Here is an 18484-nt window from a genome sequence, read left to right as displayed (position 1 = left end):
CGAGTTTTCCGGGCCAGTGCGTCCGACGTGGTGCAATTTCTCCTTGACCAATCCCCGCCACAGCCTTAACCAATTAAGGTAATGGTTACAAAAAACGGGAGGAATGACAATGGCCAGCATGACCAGACGCACCATCCTTGCCACCGCTTTCGCCGGGGTCCTGGCATGGGCACTGCCCCTGTCGGCCGCAAATGCGGGCGACATGCGAATCGCATTCGGCGACCTTCCCGGGATAGAATCCATCCAGACACTCGCCGCGATAGAGCGTGCCAAGGAACGCGGCGTGAATGTCGAGCTCATTATTCTCAATGACGAGGATCTGGCAGCCCAGGCGATTGTCGGCGGCCAAGCCGATGTCGGTATCGGCGCGCCCTATACTTTGATCCAGAAGGTCGGCGTGCCGATCCGCATCTTTGCGCAGATATCGACGCTGCGCTTCTTTCCCGTCGTCAACAGCGAATTCTACAAGGAATGGAAGGATCTGGACGGGCAGGAAGTCGCCGTTCAGGCGCGCGGCTCCGGCACCGAGGCGGTCATGCTCCTGATGGCGAAGAACCACGGCATCAAGCTCGGTAACATCAGCTATGTCCCGGGTTCCGAGGTTCGCCGCAATGCGCTGCTCCAGGGGACCATCAAGGCGTCGATCGTCGATGCCGCAAACAGGCGCGCGCTTGAGGCCGAAGCCCCCGGCAAGTTCATCGTTCTGCCGGTCGAGGATCTCGGCGCCTCGGACGAAGCGCTTTTCGCGACCGCGGACTATCTGAAGAACAACGCCGCCGACGTCGACATCCTGGTCGAGGAACTGATGAAGACCGCGCGGGAAATAACCGCGAACCCGACTGTCGCGGTCGAGCTCCGCAACAAGTACAAACTGCTGCCGGATCTCGGCGCGGAGGCGGATAGCGAAATCACCGAATACTACAAGGAAACCGCGGAAGCCGGCAGCCTTGCGCTGAATGGCGGAGCGGATGCGGCCAAAGACGACTTTGCCTTCTTCAGCCTTGCCGGCCAGATCGAAGGCGATCCCGCGAGCCTCAAGGTCGAGGACTTCTGGGACCTCTCAGCAATCGACCGCGCCGTCGCCAAGCTCGGCAAGAAATAGGCGGCCAGACGGATGGCCGTAAGCATCAGAACCGATGGCGAGGCTGCCGGCCTCGCTTCCCCTCGAAGCGCAACGGTCGCATCGTGGGACCAGCCGGTCCTGCTCAGGCTGGTGTCGATCGCGCTGTTCGCGGGAATTTGGGAGGTGGCCGGGCGTATTCCCGTCAGCTTCGCCTTCCCGACTTTTTCCGACACGATCGTCGCGTTTTTTGGACTGCTCGCCGACGGAACCCTGGCAGCTGCCTATCTTTCGACACTGCAGCCGCTGGTGCTCGGCGTGGTCCTGTCGGCGTTCCTGGGTGTCGGTCTCGGCACGATCTGCGGCCTGTGGCGCACCGGCGAATGGCTGGTGATCCCTGTGTTCATCGTGCTTCAGGCAGCACCCGTCGCCGCCTTCATTCCGATGGTCACCTTTGTCTACGGAATTGGCATGACCGCCAAGACGCTCGCCGTCATGATCCTGGCGCTGCCGGTTATCGTGCTCAACACCTACAAGGCCGTGCGCAACGTCAACGAGTCGCTGCTGGTCATGTGCCGATCGTTCCTGGGCACAAAGTGGCAGACCGTCGCCAAGATCATTCTTCCGGACGCCAGCCCGGTGATTTTTGCCGGTTTGCGCCTTGGAGTCGCTGCCGGCTTCGTCGGCGTGGTGCTCGCCGAACTGCTGATTACCCCGACCGGCATCGGCGACCTCATCACCTTCCACCGCTCTCGCGCAGACTACGCAGAGATGTACGCAACAATTGCCTCGATCATCGCGCTTTCCACCCTCACGCTCGTCTTTCTGCAGTGGGTGGAAGTCCGTGTTTTCAGGCCCGAGAGCAGAGGTGCTTAAGATGGGCGCGACCGCATTGCGAAATGGACCGTCGCCAGTTCCCGCACCGATCGATTCAATCGTGGAAGTGAGAGGAATTTCCAAGACCTACGGCAATGTCGAGGCGCTGCGCGGCATCGATCTCGACTTTCCGAGGGGCAAGCTGACCAGCCTTCTCGGACCCAGTGGCTGCGGAAAGACGACGCTGTTGAAGATCATAGCGGGGCTGGTACGGGCCGATGGCGGCACCGTCGCGATCAACGGCAAGCGCGTCAGCGCCCCAGGCCCCGAACGCGCTTTCGTGTTCCAGGACTTTGCGCTGATGCCTTGGGCGACCGTGCTGCGCAACGTGGCCTTCGGACTTGAACTGCGCGGCACCAACAAGGCCGAACGCGAGGAGATCGCCCGCCGCTATATCGCCGAAGTGGGTCTCGCCGGCTTCGAGGACAAATATCCCCACGAGTTGTCTGGCGGCATGCGCCAGCGCGTCGGCCTGGCGCGGGCATTGTCGGTCGATGCCGATGTCCTGTTGCTCGACGAACCGTTTTCGGCGGTCGACGAGCAAAACCGGCGGAAGTTCCAGGAAGACCTGATCCGACTGCGCACCAACCAGAACAAGACCTTCATCTTCGTCACGCACTCGATCGAGGAGGCGGTCTACATCTCCGATCGTATCGTGTTGCTGTCACCGAGACCCGGTCGGGTCTCGCAGATCATCGAACCGGAAATCGATCGCTCCGGCGACCCGGAGCGCATTCATCGCGACAGGCACTATCTCGATACCGTCGAGGAGATTTGGCAGGGGCTGAAGCAATATGTGGAATGACCGGCCATGATCTTGTTTGGCTACCGTGTACCAATGATGGCGTCCCTGCTCGTCTGGTGCGTGGTATGGGAAATCGTCGGACGGCTGGACCTCGTCTTTCTGCTGCCGCCGTTTAGCGACGTGCTGGTTGCAGCGGTCAGTCTCGTGCAAACTCCGTCCTGGCAGAGCGCGACAGTTACGACCCTTCGTGCCTTCGCCATGGGCATGGCCCTGTCGATCGTAGTCGGCGTGCCACTGGGCATCTTGGTGGGACGCGTCAAGATCGCCGACGACCTGCTCGGCATGTGGGTCAACATCTTTTCAAGCGCACCGCTCTCGGCGATCGTCCCGGTGCTGATGATCCTGTTCGGCTTCGGCGAGAAAACGATCGTTGCGGCGGTGTTCCTGTTTGCGATCTGGATCATCGTTCTCGACACCCGCGCCGGGGTCCGCCACATCTCGCCGTCGCTGATCGAGATGGCGCGTTCCTATGGCGCCTCGCGCCCGGCACTCTATAGCAAGATCATCCTTTGGGCGGCGCTTCCGGAGATCCTTGCCGGCATCCGCCTCGGCCTCATCCGCGGCGTCAAGGGCGTCGTCATCGGCCAGTTGCTCGTCGCCATCGTCGGCTACGGTGCGCTGTTCGAGACCTTCTCGCGAAATTTCCGTATGGCCGAATTCTGGGCCCTGACCATCATCCTTTTTGCCTTCGCCCTGCTGATCGCCGAACTGATCGAACGGGCCGAAGCCAAAGTCGAATACTATGCAGGAGCAAGACAGTGAACATGCACGGCACGGCCTCAAGCTACGTCATCGAACCGAACGCAGTCCCGAGCATCCCGGTGGCGGGAATCGACAAAATGTTTCCGGTGCACCGGGTCTATTGCGTCGGACGGAACTATGCCGCGCATGCAGTCGAGATGGGACACGACCCCAACAAGGAGCCGCCGTTCTTCTTCCAGAAGAACCCCGACAACCTCGATACATCAGGGGAATTTCCGTATCCTCCGGCCTCCAACGATGTCCATCACGAGATCGAAATGGTCGTGGCGCTGAAGAGCGGCGGCACTGACATCCCGGTCGAAAAGGCTCTGGACTGCGTGTTCGGTTATGGCGTAGGTCTGGACATGACGCGGCGCGACCTGCAAGGGAAGGCGAAGGACATGGGCCGTCCATGGGAGGTCGGCAAGGCCTTCGAGGCATCGGCGCCATGCACGCCATTGGTTCCGGCAAGCTCGATCGGCCATCCAACCCAGGGCGCGATTTGGCTGGAAGTCAATGGCCAGCGAAAGCAGACCGGCGACCTCAACCAGATGATTTGGAAAGTTCCGGAAATGATCAGCTATCTCTCAGGCCTTTTCACGCTAACGCCGGGGGACATCATTCTTTCCGGCACACCGGCAGGCGTCGGGGCAGTTGTTCGCGGCGATGTTCTTCGCGGTCATATCGATGGCGTCGGCGACCTAGAGGTTCGCGTTGTCTGAAGCGGCGTCGACCATTGAACGGCTTGCTGCCGGAGCGGACGATGCGCCGGCGATTTCGGCACCCGACAGGATTACGCTCACCCATGGCGGACTGCGCCGCCTGATCTCTGAAACGGCAGCGCAACTGCACGCGCTGGGCCTAGGCCGCGGCGATCGGGTGGCCATCGTGCTGGCGAACGGGCCGGAGATGGCGACGGCCTTTGTCGCGGTGGCCGCGGCCGCCTCGACCGCGCCGCTCAACCCGGCCTACCGGGCCGACGAGCTCGACTTCCACCTGACCGACATTGGCGCGAAGGCGATCCTCGTTGCCGAGGACGAAAGCGGCCCGGCGATTGCCGTTGCCGAGCGCCTGGGCATAGCGGTGCTCAGGCTCGCAGCACTGCGCCACGCGCCTGCCGGAAGTTTTGTGATCGAGGGCGAACCGATCGGCCCGCCTGCTGCGCCCGAGCTGGCTGAGGACGGCGACATCGCGCTGTTGCTGCACACATCAGGCACCACGTCGCGCCCCAAGCTGGTGCCGCTCAGCCATGCCAATCTCGCCGCCTCGGCCGCTCATATCGGCGCGACGCTCGGTCTGACGGCCGGCGATCGCTGCCTCAACATCATGCCCCTGTTTCACATCCATGGCTTGATCGCGGCCGTGCTGTCCTCGCTCGCCGCCGGCGGCAGCGTGTTCTGCACGCCGGGCTTCAACGCGCTGCGCTTCTTCCATTGGCTTAGCGAGGCGCGGCCGAGCTGGTACACGGCCGTGCCGACCATGCATCAGGCGATCCTGCCGCGCGCGGCGCGCAACGCCGATGCGCTGGCCGCAGCACCTTTACGCTTCATCCGCTCGTCCTCGGCATCGCTGCCGCCGCAAGTGATGGCCGAGCTCGAGGCGACCTTCGGCTGTCCGGTGATCGAATCCTACGGCATGACCGAGGCCGCCCACCAGATGGCCTCGAACCGGTTGCCGCCGGGCCTGCGCAAACCGGGCAGCGTCGGCGCCGCCGCCGGACCGGAAGTGGCGGTGATGGCGCCGGACGGGCAATTGCTGAAGCCCGGTGTGACCGGCGAGATCGTCATTCGCGGGCCTAATGTCACCGCGGGCTACGAGAAGAATCCGGACGCCAATGCCACGGCCTTCGCCCATGGCTGGTTTCATACCGGCGACCAGGGCGTGCTCGACAACGACGGCTATCTGCGCGTCACCGGCCGCCTCAAGGAGATCATCAACCGCGGCGGTGAGAAGATCTCGCCGCTCGAGGTCGACGACGTGCTGATGGATCATCCAGCGGTGGCGCAGGTCGTCACCTTCGCGACGCCACACGACAAGCTCGGCGAGGAGGTCGCGGCTGCGATCGTGCTGCGCGACGGCATGACCGCTACCGAAGGCGATATCCGCAGCTTTGCCGCGACGCGGCTCGCCGACTTCAAAGTGCCGCGCATTGTCCTGATCCTGGACGAAATCCCGAAGGGCGCCACGGGTAAGCTGCAGCGCATCGGTCTCGCGACTAAACTTGGGCTTGCCAAACCCGGTCTGGGATAATGATGCGGATCACCATCTTTGGCGCCGGCGCGATCGGCGGCTATCTCGCGGCAAAACTTGCCATCGCCGGCCGGGTCGATCTGTCGATCGTGGCGCGCGGTGCGCACCTCGACGCGATCAAGGTGACCGGGCTTCGCCTGATCGAAGACGGTCACGAATCCGTCGCCACTGTCAGGGCCGCCGCGCAGGCGCAGGAACTAGGCGTCCAGGACTATGTCGTGCTGGCGCTCAAGGCCCATTCTCTCGCACCGGCGCTCGACCAGATCGCGCCGTTGCTGGGCGAGGCGACGGCCGTCGTCACCATGCAGAATGGCGTGCCGTGGTGGTATTTCCACCAGATCGGCGGGTCGCTCGAAGGCACGCGGTTGCAAGCGGTGGATCCAGGTGGGGTGATCTGGGATCGGATTGGGCCGGATCGCGTCGTCGGTTCGGTCGTTTATCCCGCTGCCGAGGTGGACGCGCCCGGCTTGGTCCGCCATATCGAGGGAAAACGCTTCTCGCTCGGCGAGCCCTCGGGCGAGAAAAGCGAACGTGTCACGCGGCTTGCCGAGGAGATGGTTGCGGCGGGGCTGCAGGCGCCGGTTCGCGACGACATTCGCAGCGAGATTTGGGTGAAGCTCTGGGGCAATCTCTCCTTCAACCCGATTTCCGCGCTGACCGGCAGCACGCTTGCGGCAATCACTGCCGACGAGGCAACCCGCACGCTTGCCCGCGCCATGATGCTGGAGGCGCAGGCGATCGGCGAAGGCCTCGGCGTTCGTTTCCCGATATCGGTCGACCGCCGCATCAAGGGCGCCGGCGACGTCGGCAAGCACAAGACCTCGATGCTGCAGGACCTCGAGCGCGGCCGCCCGATGGAGATCGATGCGCTGGTGACGGCGGTTCAGGAACTCGGCCGGCTGACCGGCAAGCCGACGCCCACCATCGACAACGTGCTGGCGCTGGTGCGCCGCCTCGCCATCGAGCGCGGCTGCTATTGATGTAAGACAAAGTTATCAGGCGCTCGCCTTTAGGAGGCGGGCGGAACGCCCTTGTGAAGAAAGAAGCTTCACGGCCTTTTTGTCAAAGGAAATGAAGACTTCTCCGCCTAGCCAGCTACCATCATGGGCAATTACACCATCAGCAAAATCACCACCAGCATCAAGGACCAATAGACCAGCTTCAACCGCCGGCCGGTTGACCACGACATTTTCCGTATTCAGCAAGGCACGGATTGCAGCGGAAATGTCCTCACCAGCAGTCTTATATTGGCGGGCCAAGACCCACGTGAATTCACAGAGGGATTGTAAGCTTACAGCCACGATATCCGCGGTTGCCAGCAACTCGACAGCGGCACTCGCCTGCTTGGCATCGTCCGCCACATAGGCGCGGAGCAGAACATTCGTATCAGCCGTGATCTTCATTCCTTGCCGGCCCCGGCGGCCGCACCAGCCTCGGCAATTGCCTCATTGATTTCCTCAATAGTGAGAACTTGGCCATTCGTCTTCCCTTTCAGGAAGCCATGAAGGTCCCGAAACGATCCCTTCGGCCGCGATGCCTTTAGCTCTGCCCGGCCATCCGGTAGCAAATCCAGTTCAATTTTTTCTCCCGGCTTGATGCCCAGGTGTTGAAGCACATTTTTCCGGAAAGTGACCTGCCCCCGTGCCGTTACGGTCAGTGTCGTCATGGCAGAATCTCCTGATTGGCAATCTGGAATATAATGCAAAGATGCATTACGTTCAAGCGAACCACCTTCCCCGCGGGACCGGCCACCACGATTCTTTAGCGGGCTATGCAAGCGCGAAGCGAGGTCGCCGCCTCATATCGTTCTGACATACGCCGCAAGCTGATCGGCCACGGTGCCCCAGCCGTCGAAAAATCCCATTTCCTCATGGTTATTGCGGGTGGCTTCATCCCGGTGGATGGCGGTCGCGATGTAGCGTGTCGCCTTGCCCTGCGGGTGCAACGATATGACCGCGGTGATGAATGGGTCTCCTGACGGCCGATAGCCCGGCAGCAACGCATCGGTCCATACCAGCCGCTCGTTCGGCACGATGTCGAGGTAGCAGCAGCGGCGATCGTTGACTTCCGTGCCATCAGGCGACTCCATCCTAGTCCTGAACAGGCCGCCGGGCCTGAGGTCGATCTCGCAATCGGTGATGATCCACGGCTTCGGTGTGAACCATTGCTGGACGTGTTCGGGCTTCGTCAAGGCGGTCCAGAGCAGTTCTCGTGGCGCATCGATGACGCGTTCGAGGACGAGATCGAGTTTCGGGTCGGGCTTGAACAGCGGGGTCGAATTCATTTGTCTTTCTCCTTGAGCGTCATGACGTAGGCATCGAACTGGTCGAGGCGGCGTTCCCACAGCGCGCGCTGCTCGGCCAGCCAGTTTTCCGCGAGCTTCAGCGGCTCAGGCGAAAGCCGGTAGGTCCTGACGCGGCCGGCTTTTTCGGAACGCACCAGCCCGCAGCCTTCCAGCACCTTCAGGTGTTCAACGAAGGAGGGCAGGGCCATCTCGAACGGCTGGGCGAGTTCGCTGACCGAGGCGGGGCTTCTGTTCAGCCGCTCGACAACACGGCGGCGCGTTGGATCGGAAAGCGCCCGAAAGATGCCGTCGATCGGCGGGACGCTCGGACTCGCGGTCTGTGGGCTTGCTGCGACGGTCATGTCTTCCTCGCGCCACTGCGCATGATCAAAGTTAGTTTGGAAAAATACTTAGGAAAATTCCTTAGTATTGGCAAGCCCAAAATTCTGAGCATGCCTGCGGGGTCTCTGGCAAAGTCTGAAGGGTGGTTTAGGGTGCCGCCAGATTCGACGACCGATCAGTTCGAGGGGCCAAAATTTTGACCATCACGATGTACGGCATCACCAATTGCGATACGATCAAGAAGGCGCGTGTCTGGCTGGAAAGCCACGACGTCGCCTATCGCTTTCACGACTACAGGATCGAAGGTCTGGAGGCGCATCAGCTCGATGGCTGGTCCCGCAAAGTCGGCTGGGAAATCCTGCTCAACAAGGCGAGCACGACGTTTCGCGAACTGTCGGACAAGGACAAGCTGAGCCTCGGTGAGAAGAAGGCCAAGGCGCTGATGCTGGCCAAACCGACGATGATCAAGCGGCCTGTCCTCGAGCTTGGTGATCGCATCCTCGTCGGCTTCAAGCCTGATGACTACCAGCAGGCGGTGGGCGGGTTGAAGTAGCGGGACGGGACGCTTTTCGCGCTCCAGTTCGAGAGCCTGCTTGCCGCGCCGGTCTCAATTCCGCCAGGCAAATTGGGTCGCGGGGAAGACCTTGGCCTGCCTGGCCGAAAGCGCGTCCCACGCTTCGCGGCAGCTGGGATCCGGTTCGATTGTCTCGGCGATGCTCGTCATGGCATCCGCGGCCTCAGCAAAACTCTCGAACCATCCGATACCGACCGCGGCGCTAATGGCTGCGCCGAGGGAGGAAGCTTCAGCATTGTGACCCTTATGGATCGCGATCCCGGTGGCGTCCGCGATCATCTGTGTCCAAAGTTTGCTGTTGGCGCCGCCGCCGATCGCCACCATTTGCGCGGGCGAAAGACCATGGCTGCGCATCTCTTCGAGAGCCCGGGCGGTTTGCAGCGTCATCGCCTCTAGCCCCGCACGATAAAAATGACCGAGCGTATGGGATGGGTGCATGCCGATGAAGCTGGCGCGTGCGCTCGGATCCCAATGCGGGTCCATGCAACCGACCAGGGTGGTGCCGGCAAGAAGTCCGTCCGAGCCGATCGGGACGGCCGCCGCTTCCCTTTCCAGGCGGTCGAAGATCGCCGGATCAGAGCGCCCGCCGGCAAAATTGTCGACGAACCAGTTGACGAAATAGACACCGGCCCGCTGCACTGCCTCGAGGAAATAGCCATCGCCTGTCGGCGAGGTCATGGTACGCCAGAAGGCGCCGACCACCGGTTCCCGCGACCAGATTCCCGCGATGATCGCAGTTCCAAGATTGAGATAGACGACGCCCTCGCGCATGGCATTGACGCCGAGCCCGGCGCATTGGCCATCGCCGCCGGCGGCAATCACCGGCGTTCCTTCGGCGAGGCCCGTTGCGGCGGCTGCTACAGCATGAACGGTCCCAACCCGCGTGCCGGACCGCACCGCATCGGGAAGTTGCGACGGCTTGATGCCGAGATGATCGAGGATCGGCTGCGACCATGCCTTGCGCGAGATGTCGAACAAACCGAACGGATCGGCGCTTGTCCAGCTCGCACTCGGCGTTCCCGTCAGTTTCAGCGTCAGATAGCCGTGCACGTCGAGGATTTTCTTCGCATGGTCCAAACGTTCCGGCTCGTTCTCGCGCAGCCATTTCAGACGGTAGACCACCGGCGTCACATCGATCGGTTTACCGGTGATCGCGTGCAGCCGCTCTCGACCGATCTCCGCCGCGAAACGGTCGACCAGCCGGGCGGCACGTTCATCGAGCCAGAGGCTCGCGGGTCCGATCGGCTCGCCGGCGCCGTCGATGAGGGCAACGGTCTCGCGCTGGTTGGAGATCGCGATACCCACAATGCGTTTCGCGTCGACCGCGCCGACAAGCTGCCGCAGCGCCGTCGTCGCGGCCCGCCACCAGTCGGTGACCTCCTGCTCGACATAGTCGGGCCTCGGCTTCATCAGATCGAGCGGCGCACGGCCTTCGGCCACGGCTCGTCCGTCCCGGCTCCAGGCAATCGCCTTGCAGGATTGCGTGGAACTGTCGAGGCCGACGACAAGCGGTCCGTCGCTGCTGCCCATGATTGTCCTCCCGAGACGATGAGTTCCACCGAGTGCTGGTTAGTCCAAGTGCCGGTTATTCCAAGAGAGTATTCGCGGTGGCCATGTCGGTGACAAAATGTGTCGCGTATCCGCCGCCGAGCCCAGCCCTGATCGCTCCCATCTTGCGGGCGCCACCGGCGGCGCAGATGCGGACGGGCACCGCTTTCAGTTCGTCGAGCGTGATGCCGACGGTGCGTCCGTCGAGCGGAGTTGCGAAAGGGGCTCCCTGAGCGTCGATGAACCGCCCGATGATGACCCCGAGCGCTCCCTGCTCGATCATGCCGGCAAGTGCGGCGGCATCCGATATCCCGGCTCGGGCATAGGTGCTCTCCGGCCCGATATCGCCGATCCCGAAGATGACCTTGCCGGCCGCACGGATCATCCGGAACTGGTTGACGAGCATCGGCTCCTGCATGAGTTCGTCGTGCAGTTCGTCGGTGGAAACGATCGCCGGGGCAAGCAGGTTTATGCAGCGGGCCCCGAGCCGATTGGCCATCAGCGAGGTGCAGAATTCCGGCGAGAAATCGCTGGTGCCGATCGAGCTTCCCGAGAGCTGGACGACGGTGAGGTTCCGATCATGCCGTAGTCGTGGAATCGAGCGGGCGGCAGCGAGCACCGTTTTTCCCCAGGCAACGCCAATCGTGTCTCCCGGATCGACCATGGACGCGAGCAACCGTCCTGCCGCTTCGCCGATGCGGCGGTCGGCATCATTTGGATCAAGGTCGGGGATCACCGCCGCGCCGCGAAGCCCGTATTTTTCCATCAGACGCCGCGAGGTCAAGGTGCGGGCAAAGGCGTCATGGTCGACCTGCACGGCGACAAGTCCGCTTTCGCGCGCCTCCTGCAGATAGTGCACCACGCTGGCCCTTGAGACGTTCATGACCTTGGCCACATCGCTCTGGTTGAGCTGGTCGACATAGTAGAGCCAGGCAGCCCATGCCACCGCGCTGTCGAATTCGGGCGGCAGTGCCGAGAGCCCGGATGGTCGGACCGCGTCGATGTCGGCATTGGCATTCATGTTCCTTTTTCCGCAGGTTTGCAGAACGAAGTCAAGCGTCGCGGGCGAATGCTTGACAAAAGACAGTGATAGGTGACTATTGTTTTGTAACCGCAACACTCCTGCGCCTCGATTGAGGGTTGCCCCAGAATGAGGACGTCATGACGAATCCGGCAGCCGGATCCTGGACGGCAGTAATCGACGACATTTTGGACGGGCGCTGGACCAACCCGGAAACCGGGAAAAAGGCCGTGGTCCCGTATGAGCGGATTGTCATCGAAGAAAGCCTCGAAGGGCGAGCGGCCGATCTCGTTTCGGAGCTCGATCTGGGTGAGCGGTTCACGGTCGTTGCCGATGCAGCGACCTATGGTGCACTTGGCGAACGCGTTGCGCGCGAACTGAAGACGCTCGGCCCCGTCGATGTCGTGATATTGGATCACCCGCACGCCGACATGGCCAATGTCGAAAGCCTGGCCGTCAAACTCGCCGATGCGGATGCCGTGGTCGCGGTCGGTTCCGGCACGATCAACGATCTCTGCAAGTTCGTCACCGGACGGAATGAACGGCGCTATTGCGTGTTCGGGACGGCCGGTTCGATGAACGGCTACACATCGACGACCGCGTCCATCACACTTGAAAGCGGCCTGAAGGTATCGCTGCCTTCCCACGCGCCATCAGGCTTTTTCGTCGATCTTGGCGTCTCCGCTGCTGCCCCGACCTATCTGTCGGCGGCGGGGTTCGGTGACTGCCTTTGCCGCTCGGTTGCCCAGATCGACTGGTGGATGTCGCACCGTCTGCTTGGCACGGCCTACCATCAGGTTCCGTTTCTCATCCAGGAACAGGATGAAGCGGCGCTCAACGAGCGTGCGGCAAAGCTTGCCGGACACGACATCGAGGCCAATGGCTATCTCTATCGCGTGCTAACGCTCTGCGGCCTCGGCATTTCCTTCACCGGCGTCTCCAATCACGGTTCCATGGGCGAGCATCAGATATCGCACTACATCGACTGCTTCGCCGGCGAGCGTCACCCCGGTACGCTCCACGGCACCCAGGTCGGTGTCGCTTCACTGACCATGGCGCGATTGCAGCAAGCAATGCTTGCAAGCGACAAGCCGCCGGTGGTCAAGGCGACGAAGATCGATCCTGACGACATGGTCCGCCGCATGGGGCCGGCTGTCGCTGCACAATGTCTCGACGAACTGAAGAAGAAGGCCTTCGACGAGACTGGAGCCGCGGCATTCAACGAGCGGCTGCAGGAACTCTGGCCGACGCTCAGGCAGGAGCTCAAGCAATTCATGGTGCCTGTCGACGAAATGCAGCGCCTGCTGAAATCTACCGGCGGGCCAATTTCAGCGGCCGAATTGGGCACGCCGGCCGATTTCTATCGCGAGGCCGTCGTTCATTGCCGGGAGATGCGCAATCGCTTCTCGTTCCTCGACATTGCTGCGGATGCAGGAATGCTCGAGGATTTTGCGCGCGGGGAAGCCTGACAGGATGCGCGACCTCGCCGAATTCGGACCCGAATCTGCATCGCGCATTCGCGGCGTCTTCTGCGATATCGACGACACCTTGACGACCGAGGGGCGTCTTCCGGCCGATGCCTACCGTGCGCTCGAACGCCTGCACGAGGCGGGCCTTGTCGTTGCTCCCATTACCGGGAGACCGGCAGGCTGGTGCGACATGATTGCCCGGTTCTGGCCGGTGACCGGCGTGGTCGGCGAAAATGGCGCTTTTTACTTCGCTTACGATCAGGCAACCCGAAAGATGATCCGGGTTTTCGCGGCGAGCGCTGAGGAACGCCGGGAAAACAGGCGCCGGCTCACCGACCTGGAAAAGCGCATTGTCCAGGAAGTGCCGGGTTCGGCCGTATCCGCCGACCAGCAATATCGCGAAGCCGACCTGGCCATCGACTTTTGCGAAGATGTCCCGGCGCTGCCGATGTCCGATGCCAGGCGCATCAAGCAGATTTTCGAGCAGGCCGGCGCTGTCGCCAAGATTTCGTCGATCCATGTGAATGGCTGGTTTGGCCGATACGACAAGCTGTCGATGACGCGCCGCTTTGCGAGCGAGAGGCTGGGAACCGATCTCGATGCTGAAAGGCAGGCCTATGCATTCGTCGGAGACAGCCCGAACGACGCCCCGATGTTCGGGTTCTTCCCAAACTCGTTCGGGGTCGCGAACGTGATGGATTTCCAGGGACAGATCGACGCCGAACCCGCTTTCGTCGCCAAGTCGCGCGGTGGCCGCGGCTTCGTCGAGATCGCGGAAATGATTCTGGCGAGCCGGAGGTCGGGAGTGGTCTGATCGGTCGGCGCAAAGTGTGCCGGCTGCAAAAGACGCAAAGGATGTTCTGCAGGATGGAACCGAACCAGGGACGGCTTAGGGAAGATTCGATGCCAGTCTGCTTTCAGGGGAAAGCGAGCGCAATGCTCCAGGCAACATCGCACAGCAGCTTCGGCTGCCGCAATGCCGGCCGGTGGATGTCAGAGCGAACTGCCCGTCTCCTGGTCGGTGATGAGGCCGGTGAAGAACCCCTTTTCCAGGAGCTTGGCCATGATGCCGACCTTGTTCTTTCCGCCGGAAACAAGGATGCGTTTGGGAATGTTCAGCGTGTCGCGAGGATAAACCCCGACAATGCGCTCGTTGACGGGGTGGTCGATGAGCTCGGCGTTCCGGTCGAAGAAATAACCGAGAAAGTTCCCGATCGGTTTCATTCTGAGAATATCGTCGAATTCCTCGTCGGTCATATAACCGACGCTCCGAAGCGTCGAGCTGGTTGTGCCGCCGACGCTCATCAGCGCAAGGTCGGCGTTCAGCGCCTTCTGGATAACCTCGCGCGCGCTCGGTTGCTGCAGGATCGTCTCGCGGCTTTCGCGGCTGTCGCAGATGATGGGTCCGGGGAGATAATAGGATTCGGCCTGAGTGCGCTGGGCAAAGACGGCGGCGGCGTCGTATTTGTCGATCGACGACCGGCGCGACAAAGAGCCGAGAAGCGGCACGACGGTAACGTTCCTGAGCGCCACCGGTTCGATGCTGGTGGCGAGCCATCTCATGGTTCGGCCCCACGCCATGGCGATCGTCATGTCGTCCCTGAGCAGCGTCTCGACGGTCTGCGCGGCATAGATGCCGATCACTTCGGAGAGCCCGAGCTCCGACCCGGTATCGTTCGGTGTGATGCTGCATATGTCGAGCCGGTACTTCCGCCTGAGCTGTTCTTCCATTTCGAGCGCCTGGGACGTCCCGGCGTTGATGCGGATCGAGACGATACCGCGCTCCTTGGCCTCGGCCAGCAGCCGGTGGATCTTGGTGCGGTTGATCTGCAGTCGCTCGGCGATGGCCTGCTGCGTTTCGCCCAGCACGAAATATTGATGGGCAACCCGTGCCAGCAGACCGATCGACGTCATGAGGGTCCTCCGCTGCTTGTGGCGCACCCGTCCGAATGCCGCTGTCGCCGGCCAACAAGTGCTTGCCACAGACATGGTGACGATATAGCATTTGAACAAATGCACAAGATATGAACATTTGTGCATCGCAAAACGAAACGGTTCGGGAGGAACGCGTGCGGGTTGCCCAAGCCAGACGTTTCGTCATTTCGGACCACCCGCTGCCCTGGCTGCTGCCACTGGTGGCGATCCTGCTTGTCTTCACCGTCTATCCCCTGATCTACAACATCTGGCTGAGCTTCCATGAGTTCGTCCCGCGCAGGCGTGCGCTCGAATTCGTCGGAACGGAAAACTGGGTGCAGCTCTGGAACGACACGCGGTTCTGGCAGTCGCTCGTCATCACCTTCACCTATTTCGCCATCGCGCTGGTCTGTGAACTGGTGCTCGGCATGGCGATCGCGCTGCTCCTCGACAGCGACGGCTTCGGTTTCGGATTCCTACGTGGCGTCCTGACGATGACGCTCGTCATCCCGCCGGCCATCGTCGGCATGATGTATCTCCTGATGGAGGATCCGCAGTTCGGGGTGATCAGCTACCTCCTGCAGTCGATTGGCCTGCTCAATCCGAACAACCCCATCCTCGCCACCGCGTCGACCGCGCTAGCCGGCGTTCTCGTCGCGGAAATCTGGCAGTGGACGCCGTTCATGGTCCTCATCTTCCTTGCCGGTCTCAGGGCGCTACCGCCGGAGCCTTACGAGGCCGCGATGATCGACGGCGCGTCGTCGTTCCAGATTTTCCGGCGCATCACCCTGCCGATGATGTCGAAGGTGATCGCGATCGCCGTGCTGGTCCGCGGCATCGATCTGTTCCGCGTCTTCGATTACGTCTTCGTCATGACTTCCGGCGGGCCGGGAGCGTCGACCTACTCGCTGTCCCTCTATGCATGGCAGCAGACGTTCAGCTTCGTAAAATGGGGCTATGGAGCCACGCTCAGCCTCGTCACCCTCGTGATCATCCTTGTCATTGCCAACCTCTTCATCCGTATCGCGAAGGTGAGATGGTAAAATGAACGGCTCCTACTCGACGCGCATGCTTCGCACCATCGCCGCCTGGGTTGTGGTCGCAGTCTTCTTCTTTCCGATCTACTACTGGACGTCGGTGGCGTTCAAACACGGCAATGACATCTTCAACCGGCCGCCGAAACTGTTCGCCTTCACGCCGACCTTCGACAATTTCCAGAAGGTGTTCGGGATTTCGCTGGGCAGCGGCGGCATCACCGTGACGCCGGGCGGCGGCAATTTCTACATGGCGCCCCGTGTCTGGGACTCGATCGTGATCGCGACGCTGTCGACCGTGCTCGCCGTCGCCATCGCCACGCTTGCTGCCTATGCCCTGTCGCGCATGAACTTCCGCGGCCGGCACAGTTTTGTCGGATGGGTGTTGTCGACGCGCATGATGCCGCCCGTCGCGGTCGCGGTTCCGATGTTCTTCATCTATAAGAATTTCGGGCTCATCGACACCTATACCGGCATGGTGCTGATCCACGCGCTGATGAACCTGCCGCTCGCCGTCCTCCTGATGAAGAGCTTCTTCGACGACATTCCCTCCGAGATCGACGAGAGCGCGATCGTCGATGGCGCCAGCCGCTTCATGATCTTCCGGCGGATTGTGCTGCCGATGGCCAAGGGCGGCATCGCCGCCACGGCGGTCCTCTGCTTCATCTTCAGCTGGACCGAATTCCTGTTTGCGCTGACCCTGACCACCACGTCGGTCAAGACCGTGCCAGTCGTCTCGTCGACCTTCGTCACCTCGATCGGCACGGCCTGGGGCAACATGGCCGCACTGGGCGCTGCGTCCATCATTCCCGCTTTCATCTTCATTCTGTTGGTTCAAAAGCATCTCGTGCGCGGTCTCACGATGGGATCGTTGAAACAATAGATGGGAGGCTCGAATTCGCAGCCTTGTGGAAATCGCGAATTAAACCGGAGGAGTAGACAATGAAAGACAGCATTAGAAAGGCACATCTTGCCTCTGTCACTGACCGCTTCGTTCGCGGACAGATGGACCGGCGCTCGTTTCTTCGCGCAGCAAGCATTCTCGGCCTCGGCGCCGGCGCGCTCGGCATGGGCTTGGGGCGACGTCCGTTCTATGGCATCAGCCAGGCATCGGCTCAGGAACAGGAGCTAAAGCCCAGCGCCGAAATCACCAAATGGCTCTCGGATGTCGGCAAGCCCTTTGCCGGAACGACGCTGCGTCTCGCCACCGAATCGACGCCGCCGTCGAATGCCATCGCCACGCAGCTCAAGCAGTATTTCGAGGAAGCTACCGGCATCAAGGTGGAGATCGAAGTGCTGCCGCTCGAGCAGGTGCTTCAGAAGCTAACGCTCGACGTAGCCTCGAGCCTCGGCACTTACGATCTCTACTATATCGACCAGAGCTGGGCGGCGAGCTTCAGCCAGGACGTCTTCGATCCGCGCGAGCAGCTCAAGAACGCTGATCTGGCAATGCCGAACTACAACATCGACGACTTCCTGAAGCCGCTCGTCGACGGCATCGCCATGTACGAGGACCGCATGGTCGGCGTACCCTACGACATCCCGATCTTCATCATGCAATACCGCAAAGACGTCTGGGACGAGCTCAAGCTGCCGCCTCCGGCCACGCTGGACGATTTGCTGAAGGCGTCTGCAGCGATCACCGACGCCAAGGGCCCGAACATGTACGGCACCAGCGGCCAGATGAAATCGGGCCATTACAGTCTCGAATGCGATTGGACGGCGTGGCTTTGGGGTCATGGCGGTTCGATTTTCGGCCCCGACGGCAAATTCACCGGCAATGACGAAGCTGGCTTGGCCGCAATGGCCTACTGGGACAAGCTCAAGGCGACGATGCCGCCCGGCGTCGACGGCTGGACATGGGATGGCGAGGGCCAGTCGGTCGGCCAAGGCGTCGCGGCCTCGATGCTGTCCTGGGGCGAATTCTTCCCGTTCTTCGACGATCCCAAAGCCTCCAAAGTCTCCGGTCTGATGGAAGCAATGGTTCCGCCGAAACCTGCCGCCACGCTGCGCACGGTCGAGCAGACCGGATTCGGTGAAATTCCGGGCGTTGGTCACCAGGGCGGTTCTTCGCTCGCGGTGTCGAAATACTCGAAGAGCCCGGACGCTGCCTGGATTTTCATGCAGTGGGCGACCTCAGCCGATACCCAGGCGCTGATCACCGTTCTGGGCGGCGGGACAGGACCGACGCGCACCAGCGTCTATGACGATCCGCGCGTGCTGGCCAATGCGCGTGTCGGCGCCGGCACGACCCGCCATTTGCCGGTCGTGCGCGACACCATCGCCAACTACATGGGATCCGAGCCCGACCTGCCGGCGTGGGCAGAACTCTCGAGCGATATGATCCCGGTTGCACTGGGCAAATACTTCGCCGGCCAGTCGGGCTCGGCCAAGGAGTCGCTCGACGCCCTGAAAACCCAGGTCGACGATCTCGTCGCCAAGGGCTGAGTGTTCCTGGGTGGGGGGCGTGGGGCGCCCCCCCCGGGTTAGGCAAATAACCATAGGTAATAAAAATGGGGGGAAAAAGCAGGGAGGAGGGGAAGGGGGCCGTTTTGGTTTAGGGGAA

At 61.8% G+C, this 18484-nt stretch carries 20 protein-coding genes; 13 read left to right on the top strand and 7 right to left on the bottom strand.

Annotated elements, in window-relative coordinates; all coding sequences use genetic code 11:
* Positions 1–109: 109 nt before the first annotated feature.
* From AC0L25_RS08385 to AC0L25_RS08355, 7 genes are read left to right on the top strand one after another with little or no spacing between them, the layout of a single operon-like run.
* The gene (locus tag AC0L25_RS08385) at positions 110–1102 is read left to right on the top strand and encodes an ABC transporter substrate-binding protein (RefSeq protein WP_473595060.1); all 993 of its coding nucleotides are present in this window, start codon (positions 110–112) and stop codon (positions 1100–1102) included.
* A gap of 12 nt (positions 1103–1114) precedes the next feature.
* Entirely contained in the window at positions 1115–1936 is an 822-nt protein-coding gene (locus tag AC0L25_RS08380) for an ABC transporter permease (protein WP_473595059.1), read from the top strand.
* 1 nt (position 1937) lies between these two features.
* A complete protein-coding gene (locus AC0L25_RS08375; RefSeq protein ID WP_473595058.1) occupies positions 1938–2741 on the top strand; it encodes an ABC transporter ATP-binding protein in 804 nt (267 codons plus the stop codon).
* Positions 2742–2747: 6 nt separating this feature from the next.
* Positions 2748–3503, top strand: coding sequence for an ABC transporter permease (locus AC0L25_RS08370; protein ID WP_473595057.1), 756 nt, complete (start codon positions 2748–2750; stop codon positions 3501–3503).
* A 2-nt stretch (positions 3504–3505) separates the two neighbouring features.
* Positions 3506–4204: a fumarylacetoacetate hydrolase family protein gene (locus tag AC0L25_RS08365; protein WP_473595151.1), complete on the top strand. Its 699-nt coding sequence runs from the start codon at positions 3506–3508 to the stop codon at positions 4202–4204.
* Positions 4197–5732: an acyl--CoA ligase gene (locus tag AC0L25_RS08360; protein ID WP_473595056.1), complete on the top strand. Its 1536-nt coding sequence runs from the start codon at positions 4197–4199 to the stop codon at positions 5730–5732. Before AC0L25_RS08365 ends, AC0L25_RS08360 begins: the two co-directional genes overlap by 8 nt.
* A gap of 2 nt (positions 5733–5734) precedes the next feature.
* The gene (locus tag AC0L25_RS08355; protein WP_473595150.1) at positions 5735–6712 is read left to right on the top strand and encodes a 2-dehydropantoate 2-reductase; all 978 of its coding nucleotides are present in this window, start codon (positions 5735–5737) and stop codon (positions 6710–6712) included.
* A 15-nt stretch (positions 6713–6727) separates the two neighbouring features.
* Here the strand turns inward: AC0L25_RS08355 and AC0L25_RS08350 are convergent, their stop codons facing one another.
* From AC0L25_RS08350 to AC0L25_RS08335, 4 genes are all read right to left on the bottom strand, one after another.
* On the bottom strand, positions 6728–7135 hold the full coding sequence (locus AC0L25_RS08350; protein ID WP_473595055.1) for a type II toxin-antitoxin system VapC family toxin: 408 nt from the start codon (positions 7133–7135) through the stop codon (positions 6728–6730).
* Positions 7132–7398, bottom strand: a complete 267-nt coding sequence (locus AC0L25_RS08345) for an AbrB/MazE/SpoVT family DNA-binding domain-containing protein (protein WP_473595054.1) — start codon at positions 7396–7398, stop codon at positions 7132–7134. The genes AC0L25_RS08350 and AC0L25_RS08345 overlap by 4 nt, the downstream gene beginning before the upstream one ends.
* A 132-nt stretch (positions 7399–7530) precedes the next feature.
* Positions 7531–8016, bottom strand: a complete 486-nt coding sequence (locus AC0L25_RS08340; protein ID WP_473595053.1) for an SRPBCC family protein — start codon at positions 8014–8016, stop codon at positions 7531–7533.
* Complete coding sequence (locus AC0L25_RS08335) at positions 8013–8378, bottom strand: ArsR/SmtB family transcription factor (RefSeq protein ID WP_473595052.1); 366 nt, start codon at positions 8376–8378, stop codon at positions 8013–8015. Before AC0L25_RS08335 ends, AC0L25_RS08340 begins: the two co-directional genes overlap by 4 nt.
* Before the next feature lie 176 nt (positions 8379–8554).
* On the opposite strand from AC0L25_RS08335, the gene AC0L25_RS08330 reads away from it, so the two are divergent.
* On the top strand, positions 8555–8911 hold the full coding sequence (locus tag AC0L25_RS08330; RefSeq protein ID WP_473595051.1) for an ArsC family reductase: 357 nt from the start codon (positions 8555–8557) through the stop codon (positions 8909–8911).
* A 54-nt stretch (positions 8912–8965) separates the two neighbouring features.
* On the opposite strand, the gene AC0L25_RS08325 is transcribed toward AC0L25_RS08330, so the two are convergent.
* Positions 8966–10462, bottom strand: coding sequence for a xylulokinase (locus AC0L25_RS08325; protein ID WP_473595050.1), 1497 nt, complete (start codon positions 10460–10462; stop codon positions 8966–8968).
* Between the two features lie 55 nt (positions 10463–10517).
* Complete coding sequence (locus tag AC0L25_RS08320; RefSeq protein WP_473595049.1) at positions 10518–11501, bottom strand: sugar-binding transcriptional regulator; 984 nt, start codon at positions 11499–11501, stop codon at positions 10518–10520.
* Positions 11502–11641: 140 nt separating this feature from the next.
* Between AC0L25_RS08320 and AC0L25_RS08315 the strand changes: the two genes are divergently transcribed.
* Positions 11642–12970 (top strand): sn-glycerol-1-phosphate dehydrogenase, encoded by a 1329-nt coding sequence (locus AC0L25_RS08315; protein ID WP_473595048.1) that lies wholly within the window; start codon positions 11642–11644, stop codon positions 12968–12970.
* Between the two features lie 4 nt (positions 12971–12974).
* Positions 12975–13784: an HAD family hydrolase gene (locus tag AC0L25_RS08310; RefSeq protein ID WP_473595047.1), complete on the top strand. Its 810-nt coding sequence runs from the start codon at positions 12975–12977 to the stop codon at positions 13782–13784.
* 179 nt (positions 13785–13963) lie between these two features.
* Here the strand turns inward: AC0L25_RS08310 and AC0L25_RS08305 are convergent, their stop codons facing one another.
* Positions 13964–14884 (bottom strand): sugar-binding transcriptional regulator, encoded by a 921-nt coding sequence (locus AC0L25_RS08305; protein WP_473595046.1) that lies wholly within the window; start codon positions 14882–14884, stop codon positions 13964–13966.
* 155 nt (positions 14885–15039) lie between these two features.
* On the opposite strand from AC0L25_RS08305, the gene AC0L25_RS08300 reads away from it, so the two are divergent.
* The 3 genes from AC0L25_RS08300 to AC0L25_RS08290 are packed head-to-tail and all read left to right on the top strand — an operon-like array spanning position 15040 to position 18366.
* Positions 15040–15927, top strand: coding sequence for a carbohydrate ABC transporter permease (locus AC0L25_RS08300; protein WP_473595045.1), 888 nt, complete (start codon positions 15040–15042; stop codon positions 15925–15927).
* Position 15928: 1 nt separating this feature from the next.
* Positions 15929–16801, top strand: coding sequence for a carbohydrate ABC transporter permease (locus AC0L25_RS08295; RefSeq protein WP_473595044.1), 873 nt, complete (start codon positions 15929–15931; stop codon positions 16799–16801).
* Between the two features lie 59 nt (positions 16802–16860).
* On the top strand, positions 16861–18366 hold the full coding sequence (locus AC0L25_RS08290; RefSeq protein ID WP_029355472.1) for an ABC transporter substrate-binding protein: 1506 nt from the start codon (positions 16861–16863) through the stop codon (positions 18364–18366).
* The last annotated feature ends 118 nt before the right edge of the window (positions 18367–18484 follow it).

This window comes from Mesorhizobium sp. WSM4813 (assembly GCF_055811555.1).
This window is presented reverse-complemented; position numbering and strand designations above follow the sequence as displayed.

What these genes read in the sequence shown, in the direction of transcription:
- AC0L25_RS08385 (WP_473595060.1), top strand. Translation starts at nt 110, where the DNA reads ATGGCCAGCATGACCAGACGCACCATCCTTGCCACCGCTTTCGCCGGG.
- AC0L25_RS08380 (WP_473595059.1), top strand. Translation starts at nt 1,115, where the DNA reads ATGGCCGTAAGCATCAGAACCGATGGCGAGGCTGCCGGCCTCGCTTCC.
- AC0L25_RS08375 (WP_473595058.1), top strand. Translation starts at nt 1,938, where the DNA reads ATGGGCGCGACCGCATTGCGAAATGGACCGTCGCCAGTTCCCGCACCG.
- AC0L25_RS08370 (WP_473595057.1), top strand. Translation starts at nt 2,748, where the DNA reads ATGATCTTGTTTGGCTACCGTGTACCAATGATGGCGTCCCTGCTCGTC.
- AC0L25_RS08365 (WP_473595151.1), top strand. Translation starts at nt 3,506, where the DNA reads ATGCACGGCACGGCCTCAAGCTACGTCATCGAACCGAACGCAGTCCCG.
- AC0L25_RS08355 (WP_473595150.1), top strand. Translation starts at nt 5,735, where the DNA reads ATGCGGATCACCATCTTTGGCGCCGGCGCGATCGGCGGCTATCTCGCG.
- AC0L25_RS08350 (WP_473595055.1), bottom strand. Translation starts at nt 7,135, where the DNA reads ATGAAGATCACGGCTGATACGAATGTTCTGCTCCGCGCCTATGTGGCG.
- AC0L25_RS08345 (WP_473595054.1), bottom strand. Translation starts at nt 7,398, where the DNA reads ATGACGACACTGACCGTAACGGCACGGGGGCAGGTCACTTTCCGGAAA.
- AC0L25_RS08340 (WP_473595053.1), bottom strand. Translation starts at nt 8,016, where the DNA reads ATGAATTCGACCCCGCTGTTCAAGCCCGACCCGAAACTCGATCTCGTC.
- AC0L25_RS08335 (WP_473595052.1), bottom strand. Translation starts at nt 8,378, where the DNA reads ATGACCGTCGCAGCAAGCCCACAGACCGCGAGTCCGAGCGTCCCGCCG.
- AC0L25_RS08325 (WP_473595050.1), bottom strand. Translation starts at nt 10,462, where the DNA reads ATGGGCAGCAGCGACGGACCGCTTGTCGTCGGCCTCGACAGTTCCACG.
- AC0L25_RS08320 (WP_473595049.1), bottom strand. Translation starts at nt 11,501, where the DNA reads ATGAATGCCAATGCCGACATCGACGCGGTCCGACCATCCGGGCTCTCG.
- AC0L25_RS08315 (WP_473595048.1), top strand. Translation starts at nt 11,642, where the DNA reads ATGACGAATCCGGCAGCCGGATCCTGGACGGCAGTAATCGACGACATT.
- AC0L25_RS08310 (WP_473595047.1), top strand. Translation starts at nt 12,975, where the DNA reads ATGCGCGACCTCGCCGAATTCGGACCCGAATCTGCATCGCGCATTCGC.
- AC0L25_RS08305 (WP_473595046.1), bottom strand. Translation starts at nt 14,884, where the DNA reads ATGACGTCGATCGGTCTGCTGGCACGGGTTGCCCATCAATATTTCGTG.
- AC0L25_RS08295 (WP_473595044.1), top strand. Translation starts at nt 15,929, where the DNA reads ATGAACGGCTCCTACTCGACGCGCATGCTTCGCACCATCGCCGCCTGG.
- AC0L25_RS08290 (WP_029355472.1), top strand. Translation starts at nt 16,861, where the DNA reads ATGAAAGACAGCATTAGAAAGGCACATCTTGCCTCTGTCACTGACCGC.